Source organism: Streptomyces liliiviolaceus, assembly GCF_018070025.1.
Classification (GTDB): Bacteria; Actinomycetota; Actinomycetes; order Streptomycetales; family Streptomycetaceae; genus Streptomyces; species Streptomyces liliiviolaceus.
Genome location: NZ_JAGPYQ010000001.1, coordinates 3512912 through 3539648, shown reverse-complemented (window position 1 = coordinate 3539648; position 26737 = coordinate 3512912). Strand labels below are relative to the sequence as shown.

Genomic DNA, 26737 nt, shown 5'->3' with positions numbered 1-26737 from the left:
GACGTCATGACCGCGTGACCGCGTGACGTCGTGACCGCCGTCCCGGCCGGCGGGGTGGTCAGAGCCTGCGGCCCATGAGTACGTCGTCCACGTACTCGCCGGCCAGACGGAATTCTCCCGGCTGAACGCCCTCGACCACGAAGCCCTCCGACTCGTACAGCCTGCGCGCGGGCGTGTTGTGGCCGAGGACGCGCAGGGTGATCCGGCGTGCGCCCTGGCGGCGGGCCTCGGCGACGGCGGCGCGGATCAGCGCCCGGCCCACCCCGTTGCCGCGGACCTCGTCGGCGACGGCGAGGCCCTGGATCTGGCGTACGTGCGCGTTGGACGCGAGCGGGGTGGGGAATCCGACCCGTACGTAGCCGACGAGCCGCCCGCCCAGTTCGGCGACCAGGTGGTCACGGGGCCCGAAGCGGTCGTTGAAGAACGGCTCGTACGGCGGCTGCTCCCGGGGTCTGACCGCGTGCTGGTAGGACCAGACCGCGCGGTCGAGACGGCCCAGCGCGTCTTCGTCCTCGGGCACCGCGGTGCGTATGTACGGCTCGGGCATGGACGTCACTGTAGAACGCACGCACGGGGCGCCACCCCGGCCGCGGGCCCCCTCGGCGCGGTGCTCGCGGGCGGACTGGCGCAGGATGGGGTCATGGAAGCTTCGCGAATCGCCGTGGCCGGCGCGTCCGGCCTCATCGGTACGGCCCTGGTGCGCTCACTGACCGCCGACGGGCACGAGGTGGTGCGGCTGGTACGCCGCAGGCCCCGGACGGACGACGAGGTCGAGTGGGACCCCGAGCGCGGTCACGTGGACGCCGTGGGCCTGACCGGCTGCGACGCCGTGGTGAACCTCGCGGGCGCCGGGATCGCCGACCGCCGCTGGTCCGACGCGTACAAGCGGACGATCCGCGACAGCCGGCTCCTCGGCACCGCCACGCTCGCGGAGGCCGCCGCCTCCCTCGACCGGCCGCCGAGAGTCTTCCTGAACGGCAGCGCCATGGGCTTCTACGGAGACACCGGCACGCGGGCCGTGGACGAGAGCGCGCCTCCCGGGGACGGGTTCCTGCCCTCGCTGTGCGTGGAGTGGGAGGAGGCGGCGGCGCCCGCGCAGGAGGCGGGCGTACGGACCGTCTTCGCCCGCACCGGACTGGTGGTGGCCCCCAAGGGCGGCGCCTGGGGGCGGCTGTTCCCGCTGTTCAAGGCGGGGCTCGGCGGGAAGATGGGCGACGGGCGGCAGTACTGGAGCTATATCGCGCTGCACGACCACGTGGCCGCGCTGCGGTTCCTGATCGATTCCGACGCGCTGTCCGGGCCCTTCAACCTGACGGCGCCCGAGCCGCTCACCAACGGCGAGATCACCGCCGCCATGGGGCGCGTCCTGCACCGACCCACGCTGTTCTCGGTGCCCGCGCCCGTCCTGAAGGCAGCGCTCGGCGAGATGGCCTCGGAGGTGCTGGGCAGCCAACGCGTCCTGCCCACCCGGCTGCTGGAGTCGGGCTTCACCTTCGCGTTCCCCGGCATCGAGGAGGCCATCCGGGCGGCTCAGGCGTAGTACGGCGCAGGCACCGGGCACGCCTCCCGGCGCGCGCACGCCGGTCACATGCGACCGGCGTGCGACCGTGCCCTGCTGATGCGCGAGTTCCCCCGGCCGGTCGCGGCCCTACTCTCGTCCCGAAGTCGGGTATTCCGGATACCCGTTGGGGGCGGGACGCCTCCAAGCAGCCGCGCGACCTCTAGGAGGGGCACGTGCTTGAGCCCGCTTGCCAGGCGGACGTCGTCATCGTGGGGGCCGGGGTCGCGGGACTCTCGGCCGCCCAACGGCTGAACAGCGCAGGTGTGTCGACCGTCGTCCTGGAGGCCGCCCCTCATGTGGGCGGCCGGATGGCGACCGAGAAGATCGACGGTTTCCGTCTCGACCGTGTCGGACGGCTCCTCTCCACGTCGTACCCCGAACTGCGCCTGACGCCGGGCCTGGACGCCCTCGTCCTGCGCCCGTTCGCCGCCGGCGTCCTCGTCCACGCCGAGGGGCGTGTGCACCGGGCGGGCGAGCCCGCGAGCGCCGGGGGCGCAAGGGGCGCACTCGACGCGGCGCGCGCCTTTGTGAGCCCCCCTCGCAGGCTCCGGCAGCTGCCGGCGGCCGCCGCCCCCGTGTCACGGGCGTATCCCCCGCTCGGGGGCGCGCTCGACCAGGCCCGGCTCGCCGCGGCCCTCGGCCGGATCGCGACGGTCCCCGTGGAACGGCTGCTGGTCCGGCCCGAGCGGCCCGCCGGGCGGGCGCTCGCGGCGCGCGGCATGCCCGCGCGTACGGTCGAGGGTTTTCTGCGCCCCCTCCTGGCGGCGCTGCTCTGCGATCCGGACCTGACGACGTCCAGCCGGTGCGCCGACCTCGCGCTCCGGGCCTTCGCCTCCGGGCGGCTGTGCGTGCCCGAGGGCGGGGCGGACACCCTGCCGGAGCTGCTCGCCGCGACCCTGCCCCCGGGGACGGTCCGGACCGGAGTGCGGGCCACCGCCGTCTCAACGACGTCCGTGGCGACGGCCGAGCACGGTGAACTCCGTTGCCGGGCCGTCCTGGTGGCGACCGGCGCCCGCGCCGCGGCGGAGCTGCTGCCCGGTCTGCGGGTGCCGCCGTGCCATCCCGTGACGGTGGTGCACCACACGGCGGACGAGCCGCCCATGGCGGACGCGGCGCTGCTCCTGGACGCGGACCGGCGGGGGCCTGTGGCCCATACGGCGGTCGTCAGCCAGGTCGACCCGTCGCGGGCGCCGGTGGGGCGTGCGCTGATCTCGTCGACGGTGCTGGGCGCGCCGCCCGCGGACACGGACCGGGTGGTACGGGCGCAGCTGGCGGCCCTCTACGGCACCGCCACGCACCGGTGGGAACTGCTGGCGGTCCATCACACGCCCGACGCCGTGCCGGCGATGCTGCCGCCGCACGACCTGCGGCGGCCGGTGCGGCTGCTGGCGGGCCTGTACGTGTGCGGGGACCACCGGGACACGAGCACGGTGCAGGGTGCTCTGCACTCGGGGCGGCGGGTGGCGCGGGCCCTGTTGAAGGACTTGGGCGTCGCTTCCACGGCAGCGGCTGCGGCCCCATTACGAACACCCACGGCCGCGTAGCCCCTCCCGGGGGGGGTGGCATTTCGACCGCGGGCCGGTGGGGGCCGTTCGCGCAGTTCCCCGCGCCCCCGAAAAACAGCCCTCCGGCGGCGGTCGAATGTCGGCCGCGGGCCGGTGGGGGCTTGTCGCGCAGTTCCTCGCGCCCCTAAAGACAAACACCCCCCCCCGCCAAGCCGGAGTGGAGGTCCCGACGCGGGGCGGGACCTCCACTCCCCGCCCCCGGGCCCCTTCAGGGGCGCGGGGAACGGCGCGGCCAGCCACAGCCGGCCCGCGGCCGAACCGCGACCCACCCCACCAGCACCCCAAAGGGGCGCGGGGAACTGCGCGAACGGCCCCCACCGGCCCGCACCCGAGACGCGACCCGCCCCACCGGCACCCCAAAGGGGCGCGGGGAACGGCGCGAACGGCCCCCACCGGTCCGCAGCCGAGTCACGACCCGCCCCACCGGCGCCCTAAAGGGGCGCGGGGAACGGCGCGAACGGCCCCCACCGGTCCGCGGCCGAGTCACGACCCGCCGCGCCCCGCCCCCGCCCCCACCGGTCCGCGGCCGAACCGCGACCGATCAACCGCGCTCAGCCGAGCGCAGCGACCTTGTCCCGGTAGCCCCTCACCGGTGCCGCGTCCCGATACGGTTCCAACCGGCGCTCGAAGTCCCGTACATACTCCAGCGCCCGAACCGACCGCATCTCGGACGCCTGCGCAGCAGCCTCCGCGCCCAGCTGGCACGCCTGGTCGAGCTCCCCCAGACCGAGCCGCGCCGAAGCCAGCACCACCCGGCAGAAGAGCCGACTGCGCGCATACCCGGGCGAACGCAATTGCAGCGACCGCTCGGCATGCTGGGCCGCGGCCCGGTACTGCTGCAGATCCCGGTGGCAGTGCCCGAACTCGTCCGCGAGCTGCGCGTCATCGAAGAACCGCGCCCAGTAAGGGACTTCGTCCCCCGGCCGGGCGATCTCCAGCGCCCGCTCGGCCCGGACGAGCGACGCCGTGGCCGCCCGCACCTCACCGAGCACCCCGTGCCCGCGCGCCTCGACGGCGTACAGCAGCGCCTGGACGACGGGCGGCGCGGAGGACCCCACGCCCTGCTGCGCGACCCGTGCCAGTTGCACCGCCTCGCGCCCGTGCCCGAGGTAGACGGCCTGCCGGCTCATCGTGACGAGCACGTAGGACCCGTACGCCCGGTCCGCCGCCGCCTGCGACAGCCGCAGCGCCTGCACGAAGTACCGCTGCGCGAGCCCGTGCGCGGCGATGTCGTACGAGGTCCAGCCCGCCAGCCGGGTCAGATCGGCGGCCGCGGCGAAGAGCCGACGCCCCGTCTGCTCGCCGTACGTGCCGCGGAGCATCGGCTCCAGTTCGTGTTCCAGGTACCGCACGAGGGCCTGCCGGGCGTGCCCTCCGCCGTACGCGTTGTCGAGCGAGCGGAAGAGTTCGCCGACCGAGCGCAGGGCCGCGATGTCCCCCGCGGTCACCCGCTGCCCGGGTCCGCGCTCGGTCCCCGCGCGCTGCCGGAACGGCGGCCTGACCTGTTCCGGCACGGCCAGGGGCTTGGCGGAGACCGGTCGGCCGCCCTGTACGGGGATGCGCGCGGCACCGGGGTCGCCGCGGCTCACCCGGTCGTCGGCCCGGCCGATCAGCCAGTCCCGGCTGGGCACGACGAGCCCCGCCGGAGTGAACGCGATCTTGCGCAGCTCGGCATGGCTTCCCGAGTCCTTGCGCCAGAGCCCGCCGACGATGTCGACGGCCTCCTCCGGTGTGGCGGCGAACTCAAGACCCGCGTAGACGGGTGCGCAGGCGTCGAGTCCGAGGTCCTGTGCGCTGAGCCGGCGGCCGAGGCGGCGGGTGAACACCTCGGCGATGAGGGCCGGTGTGGTGCCCCGTGGCTGCTGCCCTCGCAGCCAGCGGGTCACTGATGTCTTGTCGTATCTCAGATCGAGACCGTGTTCGAGGCCGAGCTGGTCCACTCGACGGGCGAGCCCCGCGTTGGAGAACCCCGCTTCTGCGATAAGTGCGGCGAGCTGACGGTTGGGGGTGCGCTGCGCGGGTCGTTCCGTCATCTGCGGTGCGAACTCCTGCCTTCCGGGCTGGGGGCCTGCGCGGGCAGGCCCGGGGCGAGGTCGGCCGCCATGCCTTGAGCAGCCCTTATTTGCCTCGTGAACGGCGCGAATGTAGCGGTCTGTAAGCAACCGATCGCACATTTCGACGTTCATTCATCCGATCGTGTGAGGATTGCCCTCAGGGCTGACGCGCGCCGACCGGACGTACAGTGGCGTGGGGCGTTACGAGCCTTACGGGACCGTCCACCGGCCCCATGAACTCTTGCAAGGGAGGCGCTTGCCGTGAGTGAGCTGCGGTTCGTCCGCATGGGTTTCGGTGCGGACGCCGTCGAGTACCAGGAAGCCTGGGACGAACAGCGCCGTGTCCACACGGCCCGTTTCCAGGACGAGATCCCCGACACATGTCTGCTCCTTGAGCATCCGCCGGTCTACACCGCCGGCCGGCGCACGGCGGACAACGAGCGGCCCCTCGACGGCACGCCCGTCGTCGACGTGGACCGGGGCGGGAAGATCACCTGGCACGGTCCGGGGCAGCTGGTCGGCTACCCGATCCAGAAGCTGCCGCGTCCGGTGGACGTCGTCGCCCACCTCCGGCGGCTTGAGGACGCGATGATCCGGGTCTGCGCGGAGTTCGGCGTCGAGACCAGCCGGGTGGAGGGGCGGGCCGGTGTCTGGGTCCTCGGCGACCCGGTGGAGCGGCGGCCGGCGCTCGGCGGGCTCTCGCTCGACTTCGATCCCCGGCTGGCGGACGAGGAGTTCGATCCGCGGCTGAACGGGCCCGAGTACGCGCCCTCCAATGCCGGGCAGCGGCGGGAGGACCGGAAGATCTGCGCGATGGGGATCCGGGTGGCCAAGGGGGTCACCATGCACGGCTTCGCGCTGAACGTGAACCCCGACGTGTCCAGCTTCGACAAGATCATTCCTTGTGGGATCCGGGATGCGGGGGTTACGTCGCTGGCGCACGAGCTGGGTCGTGACCTGGCCATCTCGGACGTGCTGCCCGTGGCCGAGCGGCACCTGGCGGACGTCCTGGGCAACGCGGAGCTGCTGCCGCGGGCGGTCGAGGGGGCGGGGGTGTAGGGGGCTTTCCCTCGCCCCCGCCGCCCCTACCCGTTCCCGTCCACGCATGGGGGCTGCGCCCCCTTGCCCCCCGTGTCCTCAAACGCCGGACGGGCTGAAAGGCAGCGGACGGGTCGAGATACCAAGGGGCGCGGGGAACTGCGCAATCTTTTGGGCCCGCCCCCACCGGCCCGCAGCCGAAGGCTTCAGCCGGCGCCCCCGAGCTTCGGGAATGCACCCCCGTTCCCGAAGGTTCCCCTCCTCGGAGGCCACGCACCGAACGGGCGTACCCTGGTGTACGCCGAAGAATCGAAGCTACAGGGAGCCGATGTGTCCGCAGTCGCACCCGACGGACGCAAGATGCTGCGCCTGGAGGTCCGGAACGCCCAGACCCCCATCGAGCGCAAGCCCGAGTGGATCAAGACCCGGGCGAAAATGGGTCCCGAATACACGAAGATGCAGAACCTCGTGAAGAGCGAGGGCCTGCACACGGTCTGCCAGGAGGCGGGCTGCCCCAACATCTACGAGTGCTGGGAGGACCGCGAGGCCACGTTCCTCATCGGCGGCGACCAGTGCACGAGGCGTTGCGACTTCTGCCAGATCGACACGGGCAAGCCCGAGGCACTGGACCGCGACGAGCCCCGCCGCGTGGGCGAGTCCGTGGTCACGATGGACCTCAACTACGCCACCATCACCGGCGTGGCCCGTGACGACCTGGAGGACGGCGGCGCCTGGCTGTACGCGGAGACGGTCCGCCAGATCCACCAGCAGACCGCGGACCGCGCCGAGGGCCGGACCAAGGTCGAGCTGCTGGCCCCGGACTTCAACGCCGAGCCGGCCCAGCTCGCCGAGGTCTTCTCCTCCCGCCCGGAGGTCTTCGCGCACAACGTGGAGACGGTCCCCCGCATCTTCAAGCGCATCCGCCCGGGCTTCCGGTACGAGCGCTCGCTGAAGGTCATCACCGAGGCCCGCGACTACGGTCTGGTCACGAAGTCGAACCTGATCCTCGGCATGGGCGAGACCCGCGAAGAGGTCAGCGAGGCGCTGCGCCAGCTCCACGAGGCGGGCTGCGAGCTGGTCACCATCACGCAGTACCTGCGGCCCTCCGTGCGCCACCACCCCGTCGAGCGCTGGGTGAAGCCGCACGAGTTCGTGGAGCTGAAGGAGGAGGCCGACCAGATCGGCTTCTCCGGAGTCATGTCGGGCCCGCTGGTCCGCTCCTCGTACCGGGCCGGCCGCCTCTACCAGATGGCCATCGAGAAGCGCGGTTCGTACGTCGCCTCGCAGGCCGTCTGAGCCGTATCGGCCGCCATCGGCCACCCCGCCGAATGGCACGCAGTGCCAGCCGCACGTGTGAATCTGCGCACAAGTGGCTACTCGCCAGTAATGGCCTGTACGACGCGGTCCTGAGCGTCCCCGCAGATGGGGGCCCCATCAGGGCCGCGTCAGGGTTTGAGGCCTGCATATCAAGGCTTCACCGGCGTTTGACCGGTCGGTCACGCCCTGGTAACACCATTCAGTGACCCTGGTTTTACACCCCGTAGAGCCTTAGCCAGAGCCGCCGTCCCGAGGGGGGACCCCCATCATGCAGGCCGCGCCCGTCCGCGCCACAGCGATTCCGTCGTTCACCGATGCACTCCGTGCCGTCGAGTCCCTGCTCCTGAGCAGTGGCCAGCGCACCGCCCGCCGCAACGCCTGGACGTCCGTCCTGGAGGACCGCCGCCGCGCCAAGGACCGCGTCGAGGCACAGCGTGTCGTGGAGCAGTCCTTCGTCACCCACCTCTGAGTCGCCACCCGTCCGCGAGCCGTCCCCCGCCTCCGAGCGAGGGCCGTACCGAAGGCCGACCGGGCACCGCCGTCGTCGTCGCTTCCCCCGACACGTAGACTTCACGGCATGGCGAGGAAGGAACCCGCAGCGGACGCTGCGAACCCCGGGCGACTCAAGCAGATCGCTCTGACTTACAAGATGACCCGCAAGGCCGACAAAAAGATCGGCCTTGTACTCGCGGCTGTCGGAATCGTCACCCTTGGTGTCTTCCTCGCGATCGGCTTCTGGATCGGTCACCCGATCTATCTCGGCATTCTCGGCCTCCTGCTCGCCTTCCTCGCGTCGGCGATCGTGTTCGGGCGCCGGGCCGAGCGGGCGGCCTTCGGCCAGATGGAGGGCCAGCCGGGCGCGGCGGCCGCGGTGCTCGACAACGTCGGGCGCGGCTGGACGACCACCCCGGCCGTGGCGATGAACCGCAGCCAGGACGTGGTCCACCGGGCCGTGGGCAAGGCCGGCATCGTGCTGGTGGCCGAGGGCAACCCGAACCGGGTGAAGAGCCTGCTGGCCGCCGAGAAGAAGAAGATGGCCCGCATCGTCGCGGACGTGCCGGTGCACGACATCCTCGTCGGCACGGGCGAGGGCCAGGTCGAGCTGAAGAAGCTCCGTACGACGATGGTGAAGCTGCCGCGCGTCCTGACCGGCCCGCAGGTGACCGCGACCAACGACCGGCTGCGCGCCCTCGGCGACCTGATGAGCAACATGCCGCTCCCCAAGGGCCCGATGCCCAAGGGAATGCGGATGCCGCGCGGCGGGAAGATGCGCTAGCGCCGCACCTGAGCTGCACTGGGAAGGGGCGTTCCGGAATCACCGACGGTTCCGGGGCGCCCCTTCCTCATGCCCGGGCCCGGCTTCCGCACGGAAGCCGGGCCCGTCGCGCGAAGGGAGCGGCCGGGTCAGATCCTGACCTCGACCGTGCGGGCCAGGCGGTCGTGCAGCCCGCGTCCGTCGCGGTCCCAGATCAGGGCCGGGAGCGCGAGGCACAGCAAGGCCGTGCGCAGCAGGGCGCGCAGCGGGTTGACCGTGCCGGTCCGCAGGTCGAGGACCCGTAGGCCGAACAGCCGCTTGCCGGGTGTGAAGCCGAGGGTGCCCACGGTCAGCACGCTCACGACGAAGAAGACGAGCAGTGCCCAGTTGCCGGTCGCCTGGCCGTAGCCGTCGGTGATCAGGCCGTATGCGATCAAGGTGCACAGGCCCCAGTCGACGGCGAGGGCGCCCAGACGCCTGCCGGGGCTCGCGATGGAGCCGGGGCCCGACTCGGGCAGGCCCAGCTGCTCTCCGCGGTATCCGAAGTCGGCACCGGCGTCCTCCGCGGCCGCGCGGGGTCCGGACAGCCACGATCCGATTGCTTGCCTGTTGTCCACCCGTCCACGGTACTGCGACCGTTTTGCCATGCGGACGGGTGGGGTACACCGGACCTCGTCCGGTTAACTTGGGCGAAACAAATGGGTCACGCTGGAGAAATCACCCGTCCTTAAGGTCGGGCTCAGCGTGTGCCACCGCACTGGCCGCACGAACGAACTACCACCCCGGTCCGAAGTGAGCGGGAGTAGGAGGAGCTGGATGTTCCAGAACGCCGACGAGGCCAAGAAGTTCATCAAGGACGAGGACGTCAAGTTCGTCGACGTCCGCTTCTGCGACCTGCCGGGTGTGATGCAGCACTTCACGATTCCGGCAGAGGCCTTCGACCCGACCGAGGAACTGGCCTTCGACGGCTCCTCCATCCGCGGCTTCCAGGCCATCCACGAGTCCGACATGGCGCTCCGCGCCGACCTGTCCACCGCGCGCGTCGACTCCTTCCGCCGCGACAAGACGGTCAACATCAACTTCTTCATCCACGACCCGATCACGGGCGAGCAGTACTCCCGTGACCCGCGCAACGTGGCGAAGAAGGCCGAGGCGTACCTCGCGTCGACCGGTATCGCCGACACCGCGTTCTTCGGCCCCGAGGCCGAGTTCTACGTGTTCGACAGCGTCCGCTTCGACACCAAGGCGAACGAGGCGTTCTACCACATCGACTCCGAGGCCGGCGCCTGGAACACCGGTGCCATCGAGGACAACCGCGGTTACAAGGTCCGCTACAAGGGCGGCTACTTCCCGACCCCGCCGGTCGACCACTTCGCCGACCTGCGTGCGGAGATCTCCCTGGAGCTGGCCAAGTCCGGCCTCCAGGTCGAGCGCCAGCACCACGAGGTGGGCACGGCCGGCCAGGCCGAGATCAACTACAAGTTCAACACGCTGCTCGCCGCGGCCGACGACCTCCAGCTCTTCAAGTACATCGTGAAGAACGTGTCGTGGCGCAACGGCAAGACCGCGACCTTCATGCCGAAGCCGATCTTCGGTGACAACGGCTCGGGCATGCACATCCACTCGTCGCTGTGGGCCAACGGCGACCCGCTGTTCTACGACGAGGCCGGTTACGCGGGCCTGTCGGACACCGCCCGCTTCTACATCGGCGGCATCCTCAAGCACGCCCCGTCGCTGCTGGCCTTCACCAACCCGACGGTGAACTCGTACCACCGCCTGGTCCCCGGCTTCGAGGCCCCGGTCAACCTGGTGTACTCGCAGCGCAACCGCTCCGCGGCCATGCGTATCCCGATCACCGGCTCGAACCCGAAGGCCAAGCGCGTCGAGTTCCGCGCGCCCGACTCCTCCGGCAACCCGTACCTCGCCTTCTCGGCGCTGCTCCTCGCGGGCCTCGACGGCATCAAGAACAAGATCGAGCCGGCCGAGCCGATCGACAAGGACCTCTACGAGCTGGCGCCCGAGGAGCACGCGGGCGTCGCGCAGGTCCCGACCTCGCTCCCGGCCGTCCTCGACCGCCTTGAGGCCGACCACGAGTTCCTGCTCGCGGGCGACGTCTTCACGTCCGACCTCATCGAGACGTGGATCGACTACAAGCGCACGAACGAGATCGCCCCGCTGCAGCTGCGTCCGCACCCGCACGAGTTCGAGCTGTACTACGACGTGTGATCGATCCGGTGTCCGCCCGGTGACCGGTCGTACGGTGTGACCGGAGCCCCGCCATCGCCCCTCGGGCAGTGGCGGGGTTCTGTCATTTCTTGACGTTCCAGGGGCGTTCGCGGCGGTAGCGGCGTTCCCACTTGGCCATCCGGTCGCGGCGCTGGCGGTACGCGTGGTAGTCGCTGTCCATCCGGGTCGTGGAGCTCGAACCGCCGCCTCCACCGCCGCCTCCACCGCCCGACGAGCCGGAGGCTCCCTGGCCCGCCCGGAAGTAGCGGACGTAGAGATAGATCAGGGCGGCCGCGGTGAGCCACCAGACGGGACTGTTGAATCCCAGGACTACCAGGACGAGGATCGCCAAAATGATCAAGGTACCCATGGCGGGTCTCCTTGTACGTGGGTGGTGGGACCTTGAGCTGACCGACGCCGTGCCGGACTGTGTGCCGGGCCGTCGATGACGTCGAGAGTAGCCCTCAGGATGCCGCGCGATCCCCGTCCGACGGAAACGAATAACGGTCGGGTCCGCTTACGAGCAGTCACAAAACAGCCCGGAGTCAAGCGAAATCGTCACAGAGGGGAGCAATGAGGGTGCTTCGGAGTGAGTAAATCTGCGTCCGGGGCCACTGCCCTCCCCGGATCCGTCCCGGCTGCCGCAAGGGCGGATCCGGGGACGATCCGGGAGAATCAGAGGACGGGGCCGGCGGGAACACGGGCGGGGGAACGGTATGAGCGGGCAGCGGCGGCACATCGGGGCGGCCGAGCGGCGGGCCCGGCTGGCCGTCGGGCAGCGGCTGGCCGGGGCCGCCCGGGCGGACACCCCCGAGGAGGTCGCGGCCTCGCTGGTGGCCCTGCACGGGACGGATCCCGTCAGCGTCCACCTCGCCGTGGGGGCGCGGCTCACGGACGCGGCGGGGCTCGTGCCGGAGATGGAACGGGCCCTGTACGAGGACCGGACGCTAATCCGGATGCACGGCATGCGGCAGACCGTGTTCGTGTTCCCCACCGGGCTGGTCCCGGTCGTGCACGCGTCCACCGGCCTCGCCGTGGCCGCCCGGGCGCGGGCCTCGCTGGTCAAGGACATGGCCCGAGTCGGTGCCCCCGACGCGAAGTGGCTCGCGGAGGTGGAGACGTCCACGCTGGCCGTGCTGACCCGGCGCGGCGAGGCGACGGCCGCCGAACTGGCGCGCGAGGAGCCCCGGTTGAGGGAGCGGTTCGCGTACGCGCCGGGCACGAGCTACGAAGGGGTGCACACCGTGTCGTCGCGGCTGCTGCGTGTCCTGGGGATCGAGGGCCGGGTCGTACGGGGCCGGCCGCTGGGGTCGTGGACGTCCACGCAGTTCCGGTGGGCCGCGGCTCCCCCGTGCGCCGAATTGCCCGTCGCCGAGGCCCAGGCGGAGCTGATCCGGCGCTGGCTCGCCGCGTGCGGGCCGGCCACGGAGGCCGACCTGAAGTGGTGGACGGGGTGGAAGGCCGGGAACGTACGGCGGGCGCTGGGGGCGGTGGGGGCGGTGACCGTCTCGGTGGACGAGGGCGTGGCGTACGTGCTCGCCGACGCGGTGGAGCCGGTACGCGCCGTCGAGCCGTGGGCCGCGCTGCTGCCCGGCCTGGACCCGACGGCCATGGGATGGCGGGAACGGGACTGGTACTGCCCGCCCGGGCTGCGGCCCGCGCTCTTCGACCGCAGCGGGAACATCGGGCCGACCGTCTGGTGGGACGGGCGGATCGTGGGCGGCTGGGCGCAGCGCCCCGACGGCGAGATCGCCTGGCGGCTGCTGGACAACGAGGGCGCGGACACCGAGGGCGTCGGCGCCGAGGCCCTGGACGCGATCGGGGCCGAGGCCGAGCGGCTGCGGTCGTGGATGGGGCCGACCCGGGTCACCCCTCGCTTCCGGACGCCGCTGGAACGGGAGTTGGCGTCCGGCTGAGACCGGGAAGCCGTGCCGTAGCGCCGCCCGGGACGCGGGCGGCGCTACGGACACGGGTGGCGCTACGGACGCGGGCTCAGCGCGCGTACCTCATCAGGGCCCGGACCATGTGGCAGGTCGTGTCCGACGGGGGGTGTACGCCTATGAGTGCGGCCGTGCTGCGGATCGTGTCGTTGTGGGCTTGCCTGGGTACGTAGACGCCGGAGTCGAGGAGGGCGATGGCCAGCCGCATCGCCTTGAGGCGGCGGTTGTGCGTGATGTACCACTCGCGCGGGCGCCCCGGTGGCAGCGCGCGCTTCTCGACGGGCTGGTAGGGCAGGTCCAGCTGGACCGCCCTCTTGGCGGTGGACTGGGTGGGCAGCGGACTCAGTGCGGCAGCGGGCACAGGCATCCTCCTGTCGCGGTCAGGGCACCGGTCGGCGTCTCCGGCGGCACCCTCGAACACTGCTTCTATTCTACTGCCGCCCACTGACAATCGCCCCTGGCCACAGGCCTTTTGGGGGTGCCGTGACAAGTGAGTGGCACGGTGTTCTCGCGTACCTTGGGCGGCATGGAGATCTGGATCAATCCGGCCTGTTCGAAGTGCCGCGGCGCCATCGGTCTGCTGGACGCCGAGGGGGCCGAGTACACGGTCAGGCGGTATCTGGAGGACGTGCCGAGCGAGGCCGAGATCCGGGAGGTCCTGGAGCGGCTCGGTCTTGAGCCCTGGGACATCACCCGGACCCAGGAGGCCGAGGCGAAGGAGCTGGGGCTGAAGGAGTGGGCGCGTGACGCCGGTTCGCGGGAGCGGTGGGTCACGGCACTGGCCGAGCACCCCCGGCTCATCCAGCGGCCCATCATCACCGCGGAGGACGGGAGCGCCGTCGTCGCGCGGACGGACGAGGCGGTGCGGGACGCGCTGGGCAGGCGGCAGCGGCCGTGACAACACCCATGTGATCCACGTTACTTGAACGACTCCGGTCAACCACTGAGTAACTTCGTTCGGTATCTCGTACATAACGGCGAACGGTCGCCGCCAGGGGCGGCCGGGGACAGGAGCCGTTGATGTCGCGCAGAAGAACTCTCGGGACGAAGAAGAAGATCGCCCTGCTGGTGAGCGCCGCCGCGGTGGCCGGTGGCGGGGCCTTCGCCCTGGCCGCCACGTCGAACGCGACGCCGGCCACGAACTCCGCCAAGTCCACCGCGCAGTCCTCCGTGGTGTGCAGCGGACTGGCCACCGCCCTCGGCAACAACGAGAAGTTCATCGAGGGACAGCGCACGGCACCGGACGCCCAGTCCGAGGCGCGGATCGCCAACCGTGAAGCGGTCATCGCGCAGATCAAGGTGCAGCAGGAGGCCTCGGGCTGCACGGTCGGCGAGTCCGACGCGAACGTGGGCGAAGGGGGCGGCGACGCCGGCACCGGGAACGGTACCGGGGCGGGGACCGAGGCACCGCCCGCCGCGTCCGCTCCCGCCGAGCAGCCGTCGCAGGCTCCGTCCGCCCCGGCCGCCGGTGGCGGTGGCGGCGCCGCGGCCGGCGAGCAGGTCTGCAACGGGTCCACGGTCACCCTCTCGGGTGAGGCGGGCGCGCCCGCCGCGTCCAGCAACCAGTTCCCCGCCGGTACGAAGCTCAAGGTCACGAACCTGGACAACAACAAGTCCACGACCGTGGAGGTCACCTCGGTCTCCGGCAGCTGCGCGCTCCTGAACAACGAGGCGTTCGAGCAGGTCCGCGAGCCCGGGAAGTTCCTGATCCGCAGGGCCGTCATCGAGAAGGTGGGCTGAGGGTCCCCCGTCGGACCGCTGCGTCCCGCCCGGGTGTTCCGTGCCGGGCTGTTTCGTGCCGGGCTGTTTCGTGTCGGGTGGCGGCCCGGGCCGCCGCCACCTGTCCGAAACCCATCGCATACGAGTAAGGGACACTCTCCATAGGTGACCCCCACCACATGGGCACCAGGTAACACGGGGTTCACATCCGGGCAATGATCGGGAAACTGCCTGTTGACAGGCTTCGGGCATCCTCCGCGGCGCCCCAGTGCCGCAGCGCCGCAGCTACCGCACTGCGCTTAGAGACCCACCCCGAAGGATGTGGCCCGTGACCTTCAAGGCTGAGTACATCTGGATCGACGGCACCGAGCCGACGGCCAAGCTCCGTTCGAAGACGAAGATACTGGGCGACGACGCGAAGGGTGCGGAGCTGCCGATCTGGGGCTTCGACGGCTCGTCCACGAACCAGGCCGAGGGTCACGCCTCGGACCGTGTGCTCAAGCCGGTCGCGTCCTTCCCGGACCCGATCCGCGGCGGTGACGACATCCTCGTCATGTGCGAGGTCCTCAACATCGACATGACGCCGCACGAGTCCAACACGCGTGCCGCGCTCAGCGAGGTCTCCGAGAAGTTCGCCGCCCAGGAGTCGATCTTCGGCATCGAGCAGGAGTACACCTTCTTCGACGGCGAGCGTCCGCTCGGCTTCCCCGTGGGCGGCTTCCCGGCCCCGCAGGGCGGCTACTACTGCGGCGTCGGCGCGGACGAGATCTTCGGCCGCAAGATCGTCGAGGCGCACCTGGACAACTGCCTCAAGGCGGGTCTGGCCATCTCCGGCATCAACGCCGAGGTCATGCCCGGGCAGTGGGAGTTCCAGGTCGGACCGGTCTCGCCGCTGGAGGTCTCCGACCACCTGTGGGTGGCCCGCTGGCTGCTCTACCGCACCGCCGAGGACTTCAACGTCTCCGCGACGCTGGACCCGAAGCCGGTGAAGGGCGACTGGAACGGCGCCGGTGCGCACACCAACTTCTCCACGAAGGCGATGCGCGAGGGGTACGACGCGATCATCACCGCGTGCGAGTCGCTGGGCGAGGGCTCGAAGCCGCTCGACCACGTCAAGAACTACGGCGCGGGGATCGACGACCGGCTGACGGGGCTGCACGAGACGGCGCCGTGGAACGAGTACTCGTACGGGGTGTCCAACCGTGGGGCCTCGGTGCGTATCCCCTGGCAGGTCGAGAAGGACGGCAAGGGGTACATCGAGGACCGGCGTCCGAACGCGAACGTCGACCCGTATGTGGTGACCCGGCTGATCGTCGACACGTGCTGCTCCGCGTTGGAGAAGGCCGGGCAGGTCTGAATCGGCTGTTCTGTTTGAACTTGTAAGGGGCGCTCACCTGCGTTGGTGGGCGCCCTTTCGCGTCCGCTCGGGGGAGGGGTGGGGGCGGCGGGGTGTGGGCGGGGGTTGTGGGCGCGTGCGGGCCGGTGGGGGCTGGTCGCGCAGTTCCCCGCGCCCCTGACGGGGCGCCCCTGTGCGGGCTCCGGGCCGTGCTGGGTGTCCGGACAGTGAGAGGAGGCTGATGTTGCGGGGCTGTGTCTGCTTCAATGGGGGCATGGCCAGCTTCCAGGAGTGCATCGCTACGGGTCGTCACGACCTTGAGCCCTTCTGGCCTTCCCGTCAGCACCACGACTTCGACCGGGTGTGTTGTCGCGCGACGAACGCGCGGGCCCTCTAAAGCCGTACACCGGTCTTCGGCCAGCGCGCACGACGTACGTCCTCGACGACCTCTCGCGCGAAAAGAGCTGACCTCTCATGGCGAACACCCGCTCCTTCTCCTCCGTGGCCACCGCCACCTCCCCGGCCCCGTCCACCGGCTCCGCACGTCATCGGCTGCGGGCCGTCGACCGGGACGAGGTGGTCGACGTCACCGACTTCCTGCCGCCGGGCGCCACCTGGCTGCCCGCTCCCCCGCACACCCTGCCCGCGCTGCCGGGCCATCCGCCGATGATCGGGTACCTGGTCCTCGTACCCGCCGATCAGCCCTCCCTCCTGCCGGTCGCCGTGCCGGAGGCGGAGACCGGGGCGGAGACGGAGGCGGTGGCCGGTGACGATCTGCCCGTGCGGGTCGACACCGTCCAGCGCACCGCCGAGGTCGACGGGCGCCCGCTCGACCTCACGTACCTGGAGTTCGAGCTGCTCGCGCACCTGGTGGCGCATCCGCACCGGGTGCACACCCGCGACCAGCTGGTCACCACGGTGTGGGGTTACGGACACGTGGGCGACGGCCGGACCGTCGACGTCCACATCGCCCGGCTGCGCCGCAAGCTCGGCGTGGAGCACCGCGACACCATCAGGACCGTGCGGCGGGTCGGCTACAAGTACGCGCCCGTCAACGGCGGTTGATCCATCCGGCGGCGGGACGGGTTCGCCTCTGGGCAGACCGCCTGCGGGCAGATCGCCTGTGGGCAGAATTCCGTTCCGCCGCACGGCCGAGCAGGGCAGAGTCCCCTCCATGAGACTTCTGATGCTCGGCGGTACGGAGTTCGTGGGGCGGGCCGTCGTGGAGGCGGCGCTGGAGCGCGGCTGGGACGTGACCGTCTTCCACCGCGGCCGGCACGAACCGCCCGCGGGCGTACGTTCCCTGCACGGCGACCGCACCGCGCCCGACGGGCTCGCGGCCCTCGCCGAGGACGGACAGGGCCCCGGCGGCGGCTCATGGGACCTCGTGGTCGACACCTGGTCCGGCGCTCCACGGGTGGTGCGGGACTCCGCGCGGCTGTTGAAGGACCGCGTCCGGCAGTACGTGTACGTGTCGACCTGCTCCGTGTACGCGTGGCCGCAGCCGGCCGGTTACGACGAGAGCGCTCCGCCGGTCGAAGGGGCCTCCCCCGACGCCGGACGGACCGACTACGCGCGCGACAAGCGCGGGGGCGAGCTGGCCGTGCTCGACGCCTTCGGCGAGGAGCGGTCGCTCCTGGTACGGGCCGGTCTGATTCTCGGCCCGTACGAGAACATCGGCAGGCTGCCGTGGTGGCTCACCCGTGCGGCCCGGGGCGGCCCCGTGCTCGCGCCCGGCCCCCGTGAACTCCCCCTCCAGTACATCGACGTGCGCGACCTCGCCGAGTGGACGCTGGGGGCCGTGGAGGGCGGGGCCGCCGGCGGGGCGTACAACCTCATCAGTCCTTCGGGGCACGCGACCACGCGGACGCTGCTCGACGCCTGTGCGCGGGTCACCGGCGGGCGGGCCGAGCTCCGGTGGACCGGGCCCGAGGAGATCCTGGCGGCCGGTGTCGAGCCCTGGACGCAGCTGCCCGTGTGGGTGCCGCCGGACTCCGAGCTGCACGCCATGCTGCACCGCGTCGACGTGTCGAAGGCGGTAGGGGCCGGGCTGCGCTGCCGTCCCGTCTCCGAGACGGTGGCCGACACCTGGAGCTGGCTCCAGGGCATCGGCGGTGTCCCGCCCCAGCGCCCCGATCGTCCCGCGGTCGGACTCGATCCCGCCGTGGAGGAGAAACTCCTGGGCGGCTGAGACCGGCGGAGCGGACAAGGGGGTGGTGCTGGCACCACCCCCCTTCCGGTGGTTCGACCCCCTGACCACGGCCGCGGGGTGGGCGAGACTGAGGGCATGGACATCAACGGGGAACGCGGGGAGCGCCGGGATCACGGGGACGGCGAGGCGGGCGGCCGGGCGCTCGCCGCCGCGCTCGCCGGAGTGCGGGCCCTGCTGCTGGCCGTCGTGGCTCTCACCGGGTCGATCGTCCTGTTCCTGTTCTCCGTCGTGTCGATCGTGCTCGTGCCGCTGGGCATCGGCATCGTCACGACGCCGTGGGTGCTGGCCGCCGTACGCGGCTTCGCGAACTGGCGGCGGCTGCTGGCGGTCCGGTGGAGCGGGGTGCGGATCCCGCCCGAGTACCGGCCCGTCCCGCCGGACGCCAATCCGTGGGAGCGGTGCTTCCGTCTGCTCGGCGACCCGGCCGTCCGGCGGGACCTCCTGTGGCTCCCGGTGGACATGACCGCGGGGTTCGTCACCGCGCTGCTGCCCGCCCTGCTGATCCTCTACCCCTTCGAGGGGTTCGCGCTGGCCGCCGGGCTGTGGCGGGTCTTCACCGACGGCACGTACGTCGGCTGGTGGTACGGGTTCGTGCCGATCGGCGGGCAGCCGAGCGCCCTCGCCGCGGGAGCCCTGGGCGCCGCCCTGCTCGTCGTCGGCGTGTACACGGCTCCCTTCCTGCTGCGCGTCCACTTCCTGCTGACCCGGTCCGTCCTGGCGTCCGGGCAGGGCGAACTCGCCCAGCGGGTCCGCGTACTGACCGAGACCCGGCGGGACGCCGTGGACACCTCCGCGGCCGAACTGCGCCGGATCGAGCGGGACCTGCACGACGGGGCCCAGGCCCGGCTGGTCGCGATGGGCATGGACCTCGGCACGATCGAGGCCCTGATCGAGAAGGACCCGGCGAAGGCCAGGCAGCTCGTCGCGCAGGCCCGCCGGTCCTCCGCGGAGGCCCTCACCGAACTCCGGGACCTCGTACGCGGCATCCATCCCCCGGTGCTCGCCGAGCGCGGACTCGGGGACGCCGTACGGGCGTTGGCGCTGCGGCTGCCGATCGCCACCGAGGTCGACGTGGACCTGCCCGGCCGGCTCGGGGAACCGGTGGAGGCGGCGGCGTACTTCGCCGTCAGCGAGGTCCTCACCAACGCGGTCAAGCACTCGGGCGCCGAGCGGATCTGGGTCGACGTGCACCACACCCCCGAGCACGGCGGCATGCTGCGGATCGCCGTCACCGACGACGGCGGGGGCGGCGCCGCGATCGGCTCGGGGTCGGGACTGTCCGGAGTCGAACGGCGACTCGGTACATTCGACGGCGTCCTGGCCGTCAGCAGCCCCGCGGGCGGTCCCACCATGGTGACCATGGAGATCCCTTGCGAGTTGTCCTAGCCGAAGACCTGTTCCTGCTGCGCGACGGTCTGGTGCGGATGCTGGAGGCGTTCGACTTCGAGATCGCCGCCGCGGTCGAGAGCGGGCCCGAACTGACGCGGGCGCTGGCCGACCTGGAGCCGGACATCGCCGTGGTCGACGTACGCCTGCCGCCCTCGCACACGGACGAGGGGCTGCAGTGCGCGCTCGCGGCGCGCCGGGCCAGACCCGGGCTGCCGGTCCTCGTCCTGTCCCAGCACGTCGAGCAGCTGTACGCGCGTGAACTGCTCGCCGACGGGAACGGCGGGGTCGGCTATCTGCTGAAGGACCGGGTGTTCGACGCCGAGCAGTTCATCGACGCGGTACGGCGGGTGGCCGCGGGCGGCACGGCGATGGATCCGCAGGTCATCCAGCAGTTGCTGGCGCGGCGGCAGGGCGACGGCCGGCCGCTGGGGCGGCTGACACCTCGCGAGCTGGAGGTTTTGGAACTGATGGCGCAGGGCAGGTCGAATGCGGCGATCGCGGGCCAACTCGTGGTCACGGAGCGGGCGATCGCGAAGCACACGTCGAACATCTTCCAGAAGCTCGGCCTGGATGTGTCGGACGACGACAACCGTCGCGTCCTGGCCGTTCTCGCCTATTTGGACCAGGGCCGCTGAAAGGGTTCATAAGCAAGGGGGACAAGGCCGGGCGCGAAACCGTTCCCGAGTATCGGAACCGCTGAATGATATTCAGTAATTCCCGCTCAACTGCCGTTGTTTGAGGGGCTTCTGGGCCCCTTGCGGCAGGATTGCTCCACGGAACTCTCATCAATTTCTGAGGCCTCTGAACGCCCCAGGAACCTCCTCCGTATTGAACGGAGCCGCTTCACCTCCTGCCGGGCGCCTCGATGCCCCCGCAAGGAAGCCAGAGGGAGTTCCATGGGACGCACGAACCGAAAACGCCGCTCCACGCTCGCCAACCGGGCGATAGCCGCATCGGCGGCTCTCGCGCTGGGTGGCGGCGGTCTGCTTGCGGCCAACATCTACGCTTCCGCGGGCGAGAGCAAGAACTCGACGCGGAACGCGCAGACGACCGCCGCTTCGGTGGCCACGATCAAATGCCCGGACGTCGGCCAGAAGCTGACCTCCGTGCCCAAGGGCGCCCGCGCCGGTGTCGACAAGGAGCTGGCTCAGCTCGACCAGCAGGTCACGGAGGCCTATAAGCGTCTTGCGGACACTCGCCAGGCCCAGGCGGGGGACCCCGGCTACGTCAACAACGCCATCCTCGGTCCACTGAAGTCCAAGCGTGTTGCCACGATCGACAGGATCAGCAACAACATCAAGCGCGCGGGCGGCAAGGGTCCGAGAGGAGGCGGCAAGCTCGCCGGATGCCAGGGTGTGCCTGCCGAGAATCCCACCGGCGGGGGCCAGGGCAACAACGGTGGCCAGGCCGGTAACAACGGCGGCCAGGGGAACAACGGTGGCCAGGGCAACAATGGCGGCCAGGGCAACAATGGCGGCCAGGGCAACAACGGTGGTCAGGCCGGCAACGGCGGCGGCCAGGGTGGCGACGGCGGTAACGGCGGTCAGGCCGACAACGGGCCCGTGGCAGCCGACTTCCAGGACATCACCCAGGTCCAGCCGAACGGCGGCCCCAAGGGTGTGGGCGCCAACGGGCTCCCCGCGAACGGGGACAGCGGTTCCACCGGCACCTTCACCACGAGCTGCGGCACCAACGAGAACGAGCTCCGCAACTCGGACAACGTGATCGTCGCCCCGGGTGTCAGCAACGGCGCCCAGCACCAGCACGACTACGTCGGCAACCAGTCCAACGACGCCTTCGCGAGCGACGAGGACCTGGCGAACGCCGACACCACCTGCCAGAACCAGGGCGACAAGTCCTCGTACTTCTGGCCGGTGCTGCGTGTGCAGGACGGCAAGGACGACATCGACGCGGACGCCGCCGGTGGCGGTCAGGACGGCAACGTCGGCACGATCCAGCAGGCCAGCGAGGCGCAGCTGAAGTTCGTGGGCAACAAGCAGGGTGATGTCGTCGCGATGCCGAAGGCGCTGCGCATCATCACCGGTGACGCCAAGGCCTTCGTCAACGGCCTCAACAACGCCAACACGAACTGGAGCTGCACCGGCTTCGAGGACCGCCAGCTGACGGACAAGTTCCCGATCTGCCCCGAGGGCAGCTCCGTGGTGCGCACGTCCAACTTCCAGAGCTGCTGGGACGGCCAGAACATCGACAGCGCCAACCACCGCACGCACGTGTCCTTCGTCCAGGCGGACGGCACCTGCGGCAACGGTTTCCAGGCCATCCCGCAGCTGCAGGTCCGTCTCGTCTACGACGTGGCGGCCCCGCAGATCCAGGGTGACCAGATCACCAACGCGTTCGCGGTGGACTCCTTCCCGGACCAGCTGCACAAGCCGATCACGGACCACAACGACTTCATCAACTTCTTCGACGAGAACGAGATGAACGAGGTCGTGGACTGCATCAACAGCGGTCAGAACTGCACGTAGTCCTTACGCGGCAGCTGAACGTCGAGCATGAGGAAGCCGGCGGTGGGAATTCCCACCGCCGGCTTCTGTTCGTCCGCTTCCGTTCGTCTGCTTCTGTTCGTCCGTGCGGGGTCAGCCCTCGTGGCTGCCGCCGCTGTGCGTGCCGCTGTTGTGGCTGCCGCCCGGGTTCATGTGCTCGGAGCCTTCCTCCATGGTCCCGCCGAGCCGGCCGCGCAGTGCCGTGACCGTCTTCTTCTCCCCGACGGCGACCCACTTGCGGCCCACGAGGTAGTAGCCGCCGTAGTCCTTCGCCCCGGTCAGCCACTCGGCCTGACCGCGGTCGGTGGCGAACGTCGCGAGGACGTACTTCTCGCCGGAGCTCTTGCAGATGGCCTGCCGGATCGTGTCCGCGTCGGTCTGCATGTTCGGCTTGCAGCCCGCCTCGCTCGCGATGTGCTCCAGGCTCCCGGTCGCGGTCTCGGGAACCTTCTTCTCGTCGCCGCCGTCGGAGCCGCAGCCGGTCACCGCGAGGAGTGCCACGACCGCCCCGGCCGTGCCGACCGCGAGCCTCTTGCCCGTAAAACTCATTACGTCCGTACCTCCGGGTCCATTCCGGCGACATGCCTCGCCGGGGCCGTGCGCCCACGCCTGCGAGAGCCCGCACAGGGGCCCCGGTCTTCGATACGGCTCCCGCGCGCTCCGCGCTCAAACGACGACGGCACGGGCGACCGATTCCGTCATACAGGCACCACGGGACACGTGACAGTGACCTGCGCCACAGAAGCATTGCTTTTGATTGGCGCACGTGTGCGAAGGTGAGCGCGTGACGACAGAGGACAGCGCGACCAACAGGGCAGCGGACCGTACGGCCGGAGGCACAGCCGGCGGCGCGGCGGACTCGGACGAGCGGGTGGCCGCCGCCTGGGCCGGTTTCGAGGCCGATCCGCAGACGGACGCGGCACGGTTCCGGGCGCTGATCGACGCGCTCGCCGCCGAGTTGCCCGCCGGCAGCCCGGTCGCCCCCTTCGAGCGGGCGTGCGCGTGGGACTCGACGGGCCACTCGGACAACGCCGTTCCGCTGTACCGCGAGGCCCTGGACCTCGGCCTCGACGGCTACCGGGGCCGGCGCGCGAAGATCCAGCTGTCCAGCTCACTGCGGAACACCGGGCAGCCGGAGGAGGGCGTCAAGCTCCTGTCGCCCGAACTCGTCGGCGTGTCGGACGAGTTGGACGACGCCGTGCGGGCGACCCTCGCCCTGTGCCTGGCGAGCCTCGGCCGTGAGCGCGAAGGCCTCTCGCTGGTCCTGGGCGCCCTCGCCCCTCATCTGCCGCGCTACCAGCGGTCCATGGCGAACTACGCGCGCCTGCTCGTGGAGCCGGAGGCATAGCACGAGCCGCCAAGTCCCGCTGGTGTCGCGGCGGTCCAGGTGACCATCCACCGATTCGCTCGTTCTGCTGAACGTGCAGTCACAGGATGTCGCCCCGCGCCCCCGCCCCGCATCAGCCGCCGCCCCCGGGCCGGGGGTCGACATCGAGCAGGCCGAGGCCGCGCTCGTCGAGCACTACCCCCGGCTCGTGCGGCTCGCCTATCTGGTGCTGCCGCCGAGCCTCGGCCGCAACCGCCGGGTGCTCACCGCGCACGCGCTCACCCAGCGCACCCTGCCCCGCGGCCGGACTCCCGGCGACGCCCCCGTGCTCCCGGCCCAGAAGACCGCCACCGAGGGCCGTGACGGCGACCCCGGGTACGCGTACGTGCGGCTGCGGGTCCTGCGGACGGCGCTGGAGGCGGCCAGGCCGCTGACCTTCCGGGCCTGGCCCACCCGGGCCCAACTGCCGCCGCTGCTCCCGCAGGTGTGGGGCCTGCGGCTGTTCCCGCGCTCGGGCGGAGCGGACGAACTGGCCCTGGACCAGCGGCTGTCGGCCCTGTCCGCCCCGGCCCGCGCCGCTTTCGTCCTGCGCGGCCTGGAGCGGATGGCCGACGCGGACGTACGCAGGGTGCTGGCCGCGGCCGGTGAGCCGGACCCGGCCGCCGCCCTCGCCGCGGCGGACGCGGTGGACACGGCCGAGGGCGCCGACGCGCTGCTGTCCTCCCCCGAGTTCGACCCGTGCTCGCTGCACGCCCGGCCCACGGACCTGGTGCGCCGCCGCCAGCACATGAAGGCGGCGATCGCCGCGGCGGCCGCGGTCGCCGTGTGCGGGGCGCTCCTCGGCATGCCCGGGGACGGCTGGGGCCCCGAGGGCGCCGCCGCGCCCCCGTACGCGCAGAACCCGGCCGCTCAGGCCGCCCTGGACCCCGCGAAGCTCACGCTGGTCCCGGCGGGGGCGTGGGAGTCGTCCGCGCGCACCGACTTCTCCGTCTGGCCCGCGCGCGGCGCGCTCACCGGCGACAAGGCCCTGCTGCGCCGCGCGCTCGCCGTATGGGCGCGGCCCGGCGGGACCGTACAGGTCTCGGCGACCCCCGGCACCCCCTCGGGCGCCCCGCCGGGACCGCCACAGCTGCTGTACGCGGGCGAGGTCGACCAGAGCCGGGTGGTGCTGCTGTACGACGGACTGCGGATCGCGCGGTACGCGGAGGCGAAGGACGGCGGCACCCAGGGCGCGGCCCTCGACTTCGCGCGGGTCGACGGCGCCTCGGGGGCCGACGCCGACGCGCTGGTCCTGGGCCGCTCCGACGGCAACGTCCGCTATCTGACGGCCCCCTGGGTGCGTACCGCCGTCGTGCGCGACCTGCTGAAACCCACCGCCGGTACGACACCGCTGGCGCGCTCGGCGGACGGGGTGAGCGAGCCGTTCGCGAGCCCGGCCCTGCAGACCGGCGCGTGCCGCTCCTGGAACGTGCTGGAGCTGACGGACAAGAGCGGGACCCGTCTGTCGACCGACCTCGGGGAGCTGACGCCCGCCCGGCTCACCTCGGGCCGTCCGGGGCGGCCCGGCGACGCCTCGGCGGCGGACTGGTCCCCGCTGGCCTGCTCCCTCGTGGACGCCCGCGGCCAGGGCGTGCGCTCGGTCAACTCCTGGAGCTACGCCCGCCAGCCCCTCCCCGACGGGAGCGGCACCGCTGAGTGGCTGTGCACCCGCGCGGAGACCTGGCGCGGCGGCGGCCCGCGGGTGCTCGCCCAGTTCCACGCGCCGGGGCAGCGGTTCGGCGCGGTCGCGGCGAAGGCGGAGAACGCGTCCGCGTGCGGCTCGAAGGATCCCCATGTCCTGGCGGGTGTGCTGTGGAAGTCCGTCGAGGGCGACTGGTACCTCCTGGCCGCCGGCGGCGAGGACACGGCGTCGATCCGTGCGACGGGCGGCGTCAGCGGGGCGGCGCGCAGCAATCTCCTCGCCGTGCGGGCCGAACAGGGCGCGCAGGCCGAGTTGAAGGGCACGCTGAGCGGCGGGCGGGAGATCGGCGGGCTCCACTGAGCGGCCCGTTGAAGGCCGGTTCCGATCGGTTCGATCGGTAAGGTGTTCATATGACTACCGGGGTGCGGCGCAGAATGGGCGTCGAGGAGCGACGACAGCAGTTGATCGGCGTCGCCCTCGACCTGTTCAGCCGGCGCTCGCCGGACGACGTGTCCATCGACGAGATAGCCTCCGCCGCGGGCATCTCACGACCGCTGGTCTACCACTACTTCCCGGGCAAACTCAGCCTGTACGAGGCCGCGTTGAAGCGTGCCTCGGACGATCTGGCGGAACGTTTCGTTGAGCCGCGCGAAGGTCCGCTGGGGGCGCGGCTGCTGCGTGTGATGCGGCGGTTCTTCGACTTCGTCGACGAGCACGGGCCCGGTTTCTCGGCGTTGATGCGGGGCGGGCCCTCGGTCGGGTCCACCACGACGAACGCCCTGGTCGACGGGGTGCGGCAGGCGGCGTATCTGCAGATCCTGTCCCACCTGGGGGTGGAGCGGCCGTCCGCCCGGCTCGAACTCGTCGTCCGCTCCTGGATCTCGCTGGCGGAGGCGACCGCGCTGATCTGGCTGGACGGCCGCCGGATTCCTCGGGCGGAGCTCGAAGTTCAGCTGGTGCATGATTTCGCCGCGTTGGCGGCGGTCAGTGCGGCGTCGGATGCGGAGATGGCGGCGGTCCTTCGTTCGGCCCTGTCCCAGGAGCCGACCGAGAGCCCGTTCGCGGACCTGGTGACCCGACTGGTGGCCCTGGCCGGCTGACCCCACAGTGCGGGCCGGTGGGGGCGGGCCTAAAAGACTGCGCAGTTCCCCGCGCCCCTCAAGAGGGGCTGCGCCCCATCAGGGGCGCGGGGAACTGCGCGGGTGACCCCCACCGGGCCGCACGGTGAAGCCGGCCCGCAGGACCCGGACGTCAGTCCACGAACTTCTGGTACGACGGCTCCAGGTCGCGGACCTCCGCGGACGCGTGCAGCGCGAGTCCATCCACCGGCTTCACATGCGCGCGTACCAGCTCCAACGCCCCCGACGTCAACGCCGACTTCACCGCAGCGGAGCGCCCCGGCAGCAGTGCCAGACCGACATGCACCAGCGCATGCCCCGTGACATCGGCGCCGACGACGATGTCGTCCACGGCCCGGAACCGGCACTTGCAGGCCTCGATCTTCGCGGCGGCCGTCTCCACCACCACGGCGTGCAGCGCGGCAGCGAACCCCTGCCGGTCGAAGGCGTCGCCGAGCGACGCGGAGTAGTCGACGGTGATCTGCGGCATGGGCA

Annotated in this window: 26 protein-coding genes; 19 read left to right on the top strand and 7 right to left on the bottom strand. The window is 71.5% G+C overall.

Annotated features, from left to right (window positions below; translation table 11 throughout):
- Positions 1 to 58: 58 nt before the first annotated feature.
- Positions 59 to 547 (bottom strand): GNAT family N-acetyltransferase, encoded by a 489-nt coding sequence (locus J8N05_RS15455; protein ID WP_210883307.1) that lies wholly within the window; start codon positions 545 to 547, stop codon positions 59 to 61.
- Between the two features lie 93 nt (positions 548 to 640).
- Here J8N05_RS15455 and J8N05_RS15450 point away from each other — a divergent pair, with 93 nt between their 5' ends.
- Both J8N05_RS15450 and J8N05_RS15445 read left to right on the top strand, forming a co-directional pair.
- The gene (locus J8N05_RS15450) at positions 641 to 1540 is read left to right on the top strand and encodes a TIGR01777 family oxidoreductase (RefSeq protein WP_210883305.1); all 900 of its coding nucleotides are present in this window, start codon (positions 641 to 643) and stop codon (positions 1538 to 1540) included.
- A gap of 194 nt (positions 1541 to 1734) precedes the next feature.
- Positions 1735 to 3105 carry an NAD(P)/FAD-dependent oxidoreductase gene (locus tag J8N05_RS15445; protein ID WP_210883303.1) on the top strand — a complete coding sequence of 457 codons (1371 nt, stop codon included), beginning with the start codon at positions 1735 to 1737 and terminating at the stop codon, positions 3103 to 3105.
- A gap of 572 nt (positions 3106 to 3677) precedes the next feature.
- Here the strand turns inward: J8N05_RS15445 and J8N05_RS15440 are convergent.
- Positions 3678 to 5159 carry a tetratricopeptide repeat protein gene (locus J8N05_RS15440; RefSeq protein WP_210883301.1) on the bottom strand — a complete coding sequence of 494 codons (1482 nt, stop codon included), beginning with the start codon at positions 5157 to 5159 and terminating at the stop codon, positions 3678 to 3680.
- A 282-nt stretch (positions 5160 to 5441) separates the two neighbouring features.
- Between J8N05_RS15440 and lipB the strand changes: the two genes are divergently transcribed.
- The 4 genes from lipB to J8N05_RS15420 all read left to right on the top strand — a co-directional run bounded on the left by lipB (position 5442) and on the right by J8N05_RS15420 (position 8811).
- Entirely contained in the window at positions 5442 to 6239 is a 798-nt protein-coding gene (gene lipB, locus J8N05_RS15435; RefSeq protein WP_210883299.1) for a lipoyl(octanoyl) transferase LipB, read from the top strand.
- 309 nt (positions 6240 to 6548) lie between these two features.
- Positions 6549 to 7514 (top strand): lipoyl synthase, encoded by a 966-nt coding sequence (gene lipA, locus J8N05_RS15430; protein ID WP_210883297.1) that lies wholly within the window; start codon positions 6549 to 6551, stop codon positions 7512 to 7514.
- Positions 7515 to 7803: 289 nt separating this feature from the next.
- A complete protein-coding gene (locus J8N05_RS15425) occupies positions 7804 to 8004 on the top strand; it encodes an SCO2195 family GlnR-regulated protein (RefSeq protein ID WP_107018288.1) in 201 nt (66 codons plus the stop codon).
- A gap of 108 nt (positions 8005 to 8112) precedes the next feature.
- Positions 8113 to 8811 (top strand): DUF4191 domain-containing protein, encoded by a 699-nt coding sequence (locus tag J8N05_RS15420; RefSeq protein ID WP_189776609.1) that lies wholly within the window; start codon positions 8113 to 8115, stop codon positions 8809 to 8811.
- Positions 8812 to 8939: 128 nt separating this feature from the next.
- On the opposite strand, the gene J8N05_RS15415 is transcribed toward J8N05_RS15420, so the two are convergent.
- Positions 8940 to 9407 carry an RDD family protein gene (locus J8N05_RS15415; protein WP_210883296.1) on the bottom strand — a complete coding sequence of 156 codons (468 nt, stop codon included), beginning with the start codon at positions 9405 to 9407 and terminating at the stop codon, positions 8940 to 8942.
- 199 nt (positions 9408 to 9606) lie between these two features.
- Between J8N05_RS15415 and glnA the strand changes: the two genes are divergently transcribed.
- Positions 9607 to 11016, top strand: a complete 1410-nt coding sequence (glnA, locus tag J8N05_RS15410) for a type I glutamate--ammonia ligase (RefSeq protein ID WP_107018291.1) — start codon at positions 9607 to 9609, stop codon at positions 11014 to 11016.
- A gap of 82 nt (positions 11017 to 11098) precedes the next feature.
- Here the strand turns inward: glnA and J8N05_RS15405 are convergent, their stop codons facing one another.
- Complete coding sequence (locus J8N05_RS15405) at positions 11099 to 11386, bottom strand: hypothetical protein (RefSeq protein ID WP_210883295.1); 288 nt, start codon at positions 11384 to 11386, stop codon at positions 11099 to 11101.
- 346 nt (positions 11387 to 11732) lie between these two features.
- Here J8N05_RS15405 and J8N05_RS15400 point away from each other — a divergent pair, with 346 nt between their 5' ends.
- Positions 11733 to 12932, top strand: a complete 1200-nt coding sequence (locus tag J8N05_RS15400) for a winged helix DNA-binding domain-containing protein (RefSeq protein ID WP_210883294.1) — start codon at positions 11733 to 11735, stop codon at positions 12930 to 12932.
- A gap of 76 nt (positions 12933 to 13008) precedes the next feature.
- Here the strand turns inward: J8N05_RS15400 and J8N05_RS15395 are convergent, their stop codons facing one another.
- Positions 13009 to 13317 carry a hypothetical protein gene (locus J8N05_RS15395; protein ID WP_210883293.1) on the bottom strand — a complete coding sequence of 103 codons (309 nt, stop codon included), beginning with the start codon at positions 13315 to 13317 and terminating at the stop codon, positions 13009 to 13011.
- A gap of 165 nt (positions 13318 to 13482) precedes the next feature.
- On the opposite strand from J8N05_RS15395, the gene J8N05_RS15390 reads away from it, so the two are divergent.
- The 8 genes from J8N05_RS15390 to J8N05_RS15355 all read left to right on the top strand — a co-directional run bounded on the left by J8N05_RS15390 (position 13483) and on the right by J8N05_RS15355 (position 22098).
- Positions 13483 to 13854 carry an arsenate reductase family protein gene (locus J8N05_RS15390; protein WP_210883292.1) on the top strand — a complete coding sequence of 124 codons (372 nt, stop codon included), beginning with the start codon at positions 13483 to 13485 and terminating at the stop codon, positions 13852 to 13854.
- 122 nt (positions 13855 to 13976) lie between these two features.
- On the top strand, positions 13977 to 14696 hold the full coding sequence (locus J8N05_RS15385; RefSeq protein WP_210883291.1) for an RlpA-like double-psi beta-barrel domain-containing protein: 720 nt from the start codon (positions 13977 to 13979) through the stop codon (positions 14694 to 14696).
- Positions 14697 to 15003: 307 nt separating this feature from the next.
- Positions 15004 to 16032 (top strand): glutamine synthetase, encoded by a 1029-nt coding sequence (glnII, locus tag J8N05_RS15380; protein WP_210883290.1) that lies wholly within the window; start codon positions 15004 to 15006, stop codon positions 16030 to 16032.
- A gap of 453 nt (positions 16033 to 16485) precedes the next feature.
- A complete protein-coding gene (locus J8N05_RS15375) occupies positions 16486 to 17076 on the top strand; it encodes a winged helix-turn-helix domain-containing protein (protein WP_210883289.1) in 591 nt (196 codons plus the stop codon).
- Between the two features lie 109 nt (positions 17077 to 17185).
- Positions 17186 to 18202, top strand: coding sequence for an NAD-dependent epimerase/dehydratase family protein (locus J8N05_RS15370; RefSeq protein ID WP_210883287.1), 1017 nt, complete (start codon positions 17186 to 17188; stop codon positions 18200 to 18202).
- A gap of 96 nt (positions 18203 to 18298) precedes the next feature.
- A complete protein-coding gene (locus J8N05_RS15365) occupies positions 18299 to 19609 on the top strand; it encodes a sensor histidine kinase (protein WP_210883286.1) in 1311 nt (436 codons plus the stop codon).
- On the top strand, positions 19594 to 20247 hold the full coding sequence (locus J8N05_RS15360; RefSeq protein ID WP_210883285.1) for a LuxR C-terminal-related transcriptional regulator: 654 nt from the start codon (positions 19594 to 19596) through the stop codon (positions 20245 to 20247). Before J8N05_RS15365 ends, J8N05_RS15360 begins: the two co-directional genes overlap by 16 nt.
- A gap of 261 nt (positions 20248 to 20508) precedes the next feature.
- Positions 20509 to 22098: a DUF1996 domain-containing protein gene (locus tag J8N05_RS15355; RefSeq protein WP_210883284.1), complete on the top strand. Its 1590-nt coding sequence runs from the start codon at positions 20509 to 20511 to the stop codon at positions 22096 to 22098.
- Between the two features lie 111 nt (positions 22099 to 22209).
- Here the strand turns inward: J8N05_RS15355 and J8N05_RS15350 are convergent, their stop codons facing one another.
- The gene (locus J8N05_RS15350; protein WP_210883283.1) at positions 22210 to 22665 is read right to left on the bottom strand and encodes a hypothetical protein; all 456 of its coding nucleotides are present in this window, start codon (positions 22663 to 22665) and stop codon (positions 22210 to 22212) included.
- A gap of 322 nt (positions 22666 to 22987) precedes the next feature.
- Here J8N05_RS15350 and J8N05_RS15345 point away from each other — a divergent pair, with 322 nt between their 5' ends.
- The 3 genes from J8N05_RS15345 (at position 22988) to J8N05_RS15335 (ending at position 26224) form a co-directional block, all read left to right on the top strand.
- Positions 22988 to 23464 carry a tetratricopeptide repeat protein gene (locus J8N05_RS15345; RefSeq protein ID WP_247706718.1) on the top strand — a complete coding sequence of 159 codons (477 nt, stop codon included), beginning with the start codon at positions 22988 to 22990 and terminating at the stop codon, positions 23462 to 23464.
- Positions 23465 to 23537: 73 nt separating this feature from the next.
- On the top strand, positions 23538 to 25484 hold the full coding sequence (locus J8N05_RS15340) for a hypothetical protein (protein WP_210883281.1): 1947 nt from the start codon (positions 23538 to 23540) through the stop codon (positions 25482 to 25484).
- A gap of 50 nt (positions 25485 to 25534) precedes the next feature.
- A complete protein-coding gene (locus tag J8N05_RS15335; RefSeq protein ID WP_210883279.1) occupies positions 25535 to 26224 on the top strand; it encodes a TetR/AcrR family transcriptional regulator in 690 nt (229 codons plus the stop codon).
- Positions 26225 to 26375: 151 nt separating this feature from the next.
- Here the strand turns inward: J8N05_RS15335 and J8N05_RS15330 are convergent, their stop codons facing one another.
- Entirely contained in the window at positions 26376 to 26732 is a 357-nt protein-coding gene (locus J8N05_RS15330) for a 5-carboxymethyl-2-hydroxymuconate Delta-isomerase (RefSeq protein WP_210883277.1), read from the bottom strand.
- Positions 26733 to 26737: the final 5 nt, after the last annotated feature.

Coding starts and splice junctions, on each gene's coding strand:
- J8N05_RS15330 (WP_210883277.1), bottom strand. CDS start 26,732: ATGCCGCAGATCACCGTCGACTACTCCGCGTCGCTCGGCGACGCCTTC.
- J8N05_RS15335 (WP_210883279.1), top strand. CDS start 25,535: ATGACTACCGGGGTGCGGCGCAGAATGGGCGTCGAGGAGCGACGACAG.
- J8N05_RS15400 (WP_210883294.1), top strand. CDS start 11,733: ATGAGCGGGCAGCGGCGGCACATCGGGGCGGCCGAGCGGCGGGCCCGG.
- J8N05_RS15350 (WP_210883283.1), bottom strand. CDS start 22,665: ATGAGTTTTACGGGCAAGAGGCTCGCGGTCGGCACGGCCGGGGCGGTC.
- J8N05_RS15365 (WP_210883286.1), top strand. CDS start 18,299: ATGGACATCAACGGGGAACGCGGGGAGCGCCGGGATCACGGGGACGGC.
- J8N05_RS15370 (WP_210883287.1), top strand. CDS start 17,186: ATGAGACTTCTGATGCTCGGCGGTACGGAGTTCGTGGGGCGGGCCGTC.
- J8N05_RS15450 (WP_210883305.1), top strand. CDS start 641: ATGGAAGCTTCGCGAATCGCCGTGGCCGGCGCGTCCGGCCTCATCGGT.
- J8N05_RS15375 (WP_210883289.1), top strand. CDS start 16,486: ATGGCGAACACCCGCTCCTTCTCCTCCGTGGCCACCGCCACCTCCCCG.
- J8N05_RS15355 (WP_210883284.1), top strand. CDS start 20,509: ATGGGACGCACGAACCGAAAACGCCGCTCCACGCTCGCCAACCGGGCG.
- J8N05_RS15420 (WP_189776609.1), top strand. CDS start 8,113: ATGGCGAGGAAGGAACCCGCAGCGGACGCTGCGAACCCCGGGCGACTC.
- J8N05_RS15385 (WP_210883291.1), top strand. CDS start 13,977: ATGTCGCGCAGAAGAACTCTCGGGACGAAGAAGAAGATCGCCCTGCTG.
- J8N05_RS15455 (WP_210883307.1), bottom strand. CDS start 547: ATGCCCGAGCCGTACATACGCACCGCGGTGCCCGAGGACGAAGACGCG.
- J8N05_RS15390 (WP_210883292.1), top strand. CDS start 13,483: ATGGAGATCTGGATCAATCCGGCCTGTTCGAAGTGCCGCGGCGCCATC.
- J8N05_RS15440 (WP_210883301.1), bottom strand. CDS start 5,159: ATGACGGAACGACCCGCGCAGCGCACCCCCAACCGTCAGCTCGCCGCA.
- J8N05_RS15425 (WP_107018288.1), top strand. CDS start 7,804: ATGCAGGCCGCGCCCGTCCGCGCCACAGCGATTCCGTCGTTCACCGAT.
- glnA (WP_107018291.1), top strand. CDS start 9,607: ATGTTCCAGAACGCCGACGAGGCCAAGAAGTTCATCAAGGACGAGGAC.
- J8N05_RS15405 (WP_210883295.1), bottom strand. CDS start 11,386: ATGGGTACCTTGATCATTTTGGCGATCCTCGTCCTGGTAGTCCTGGGA.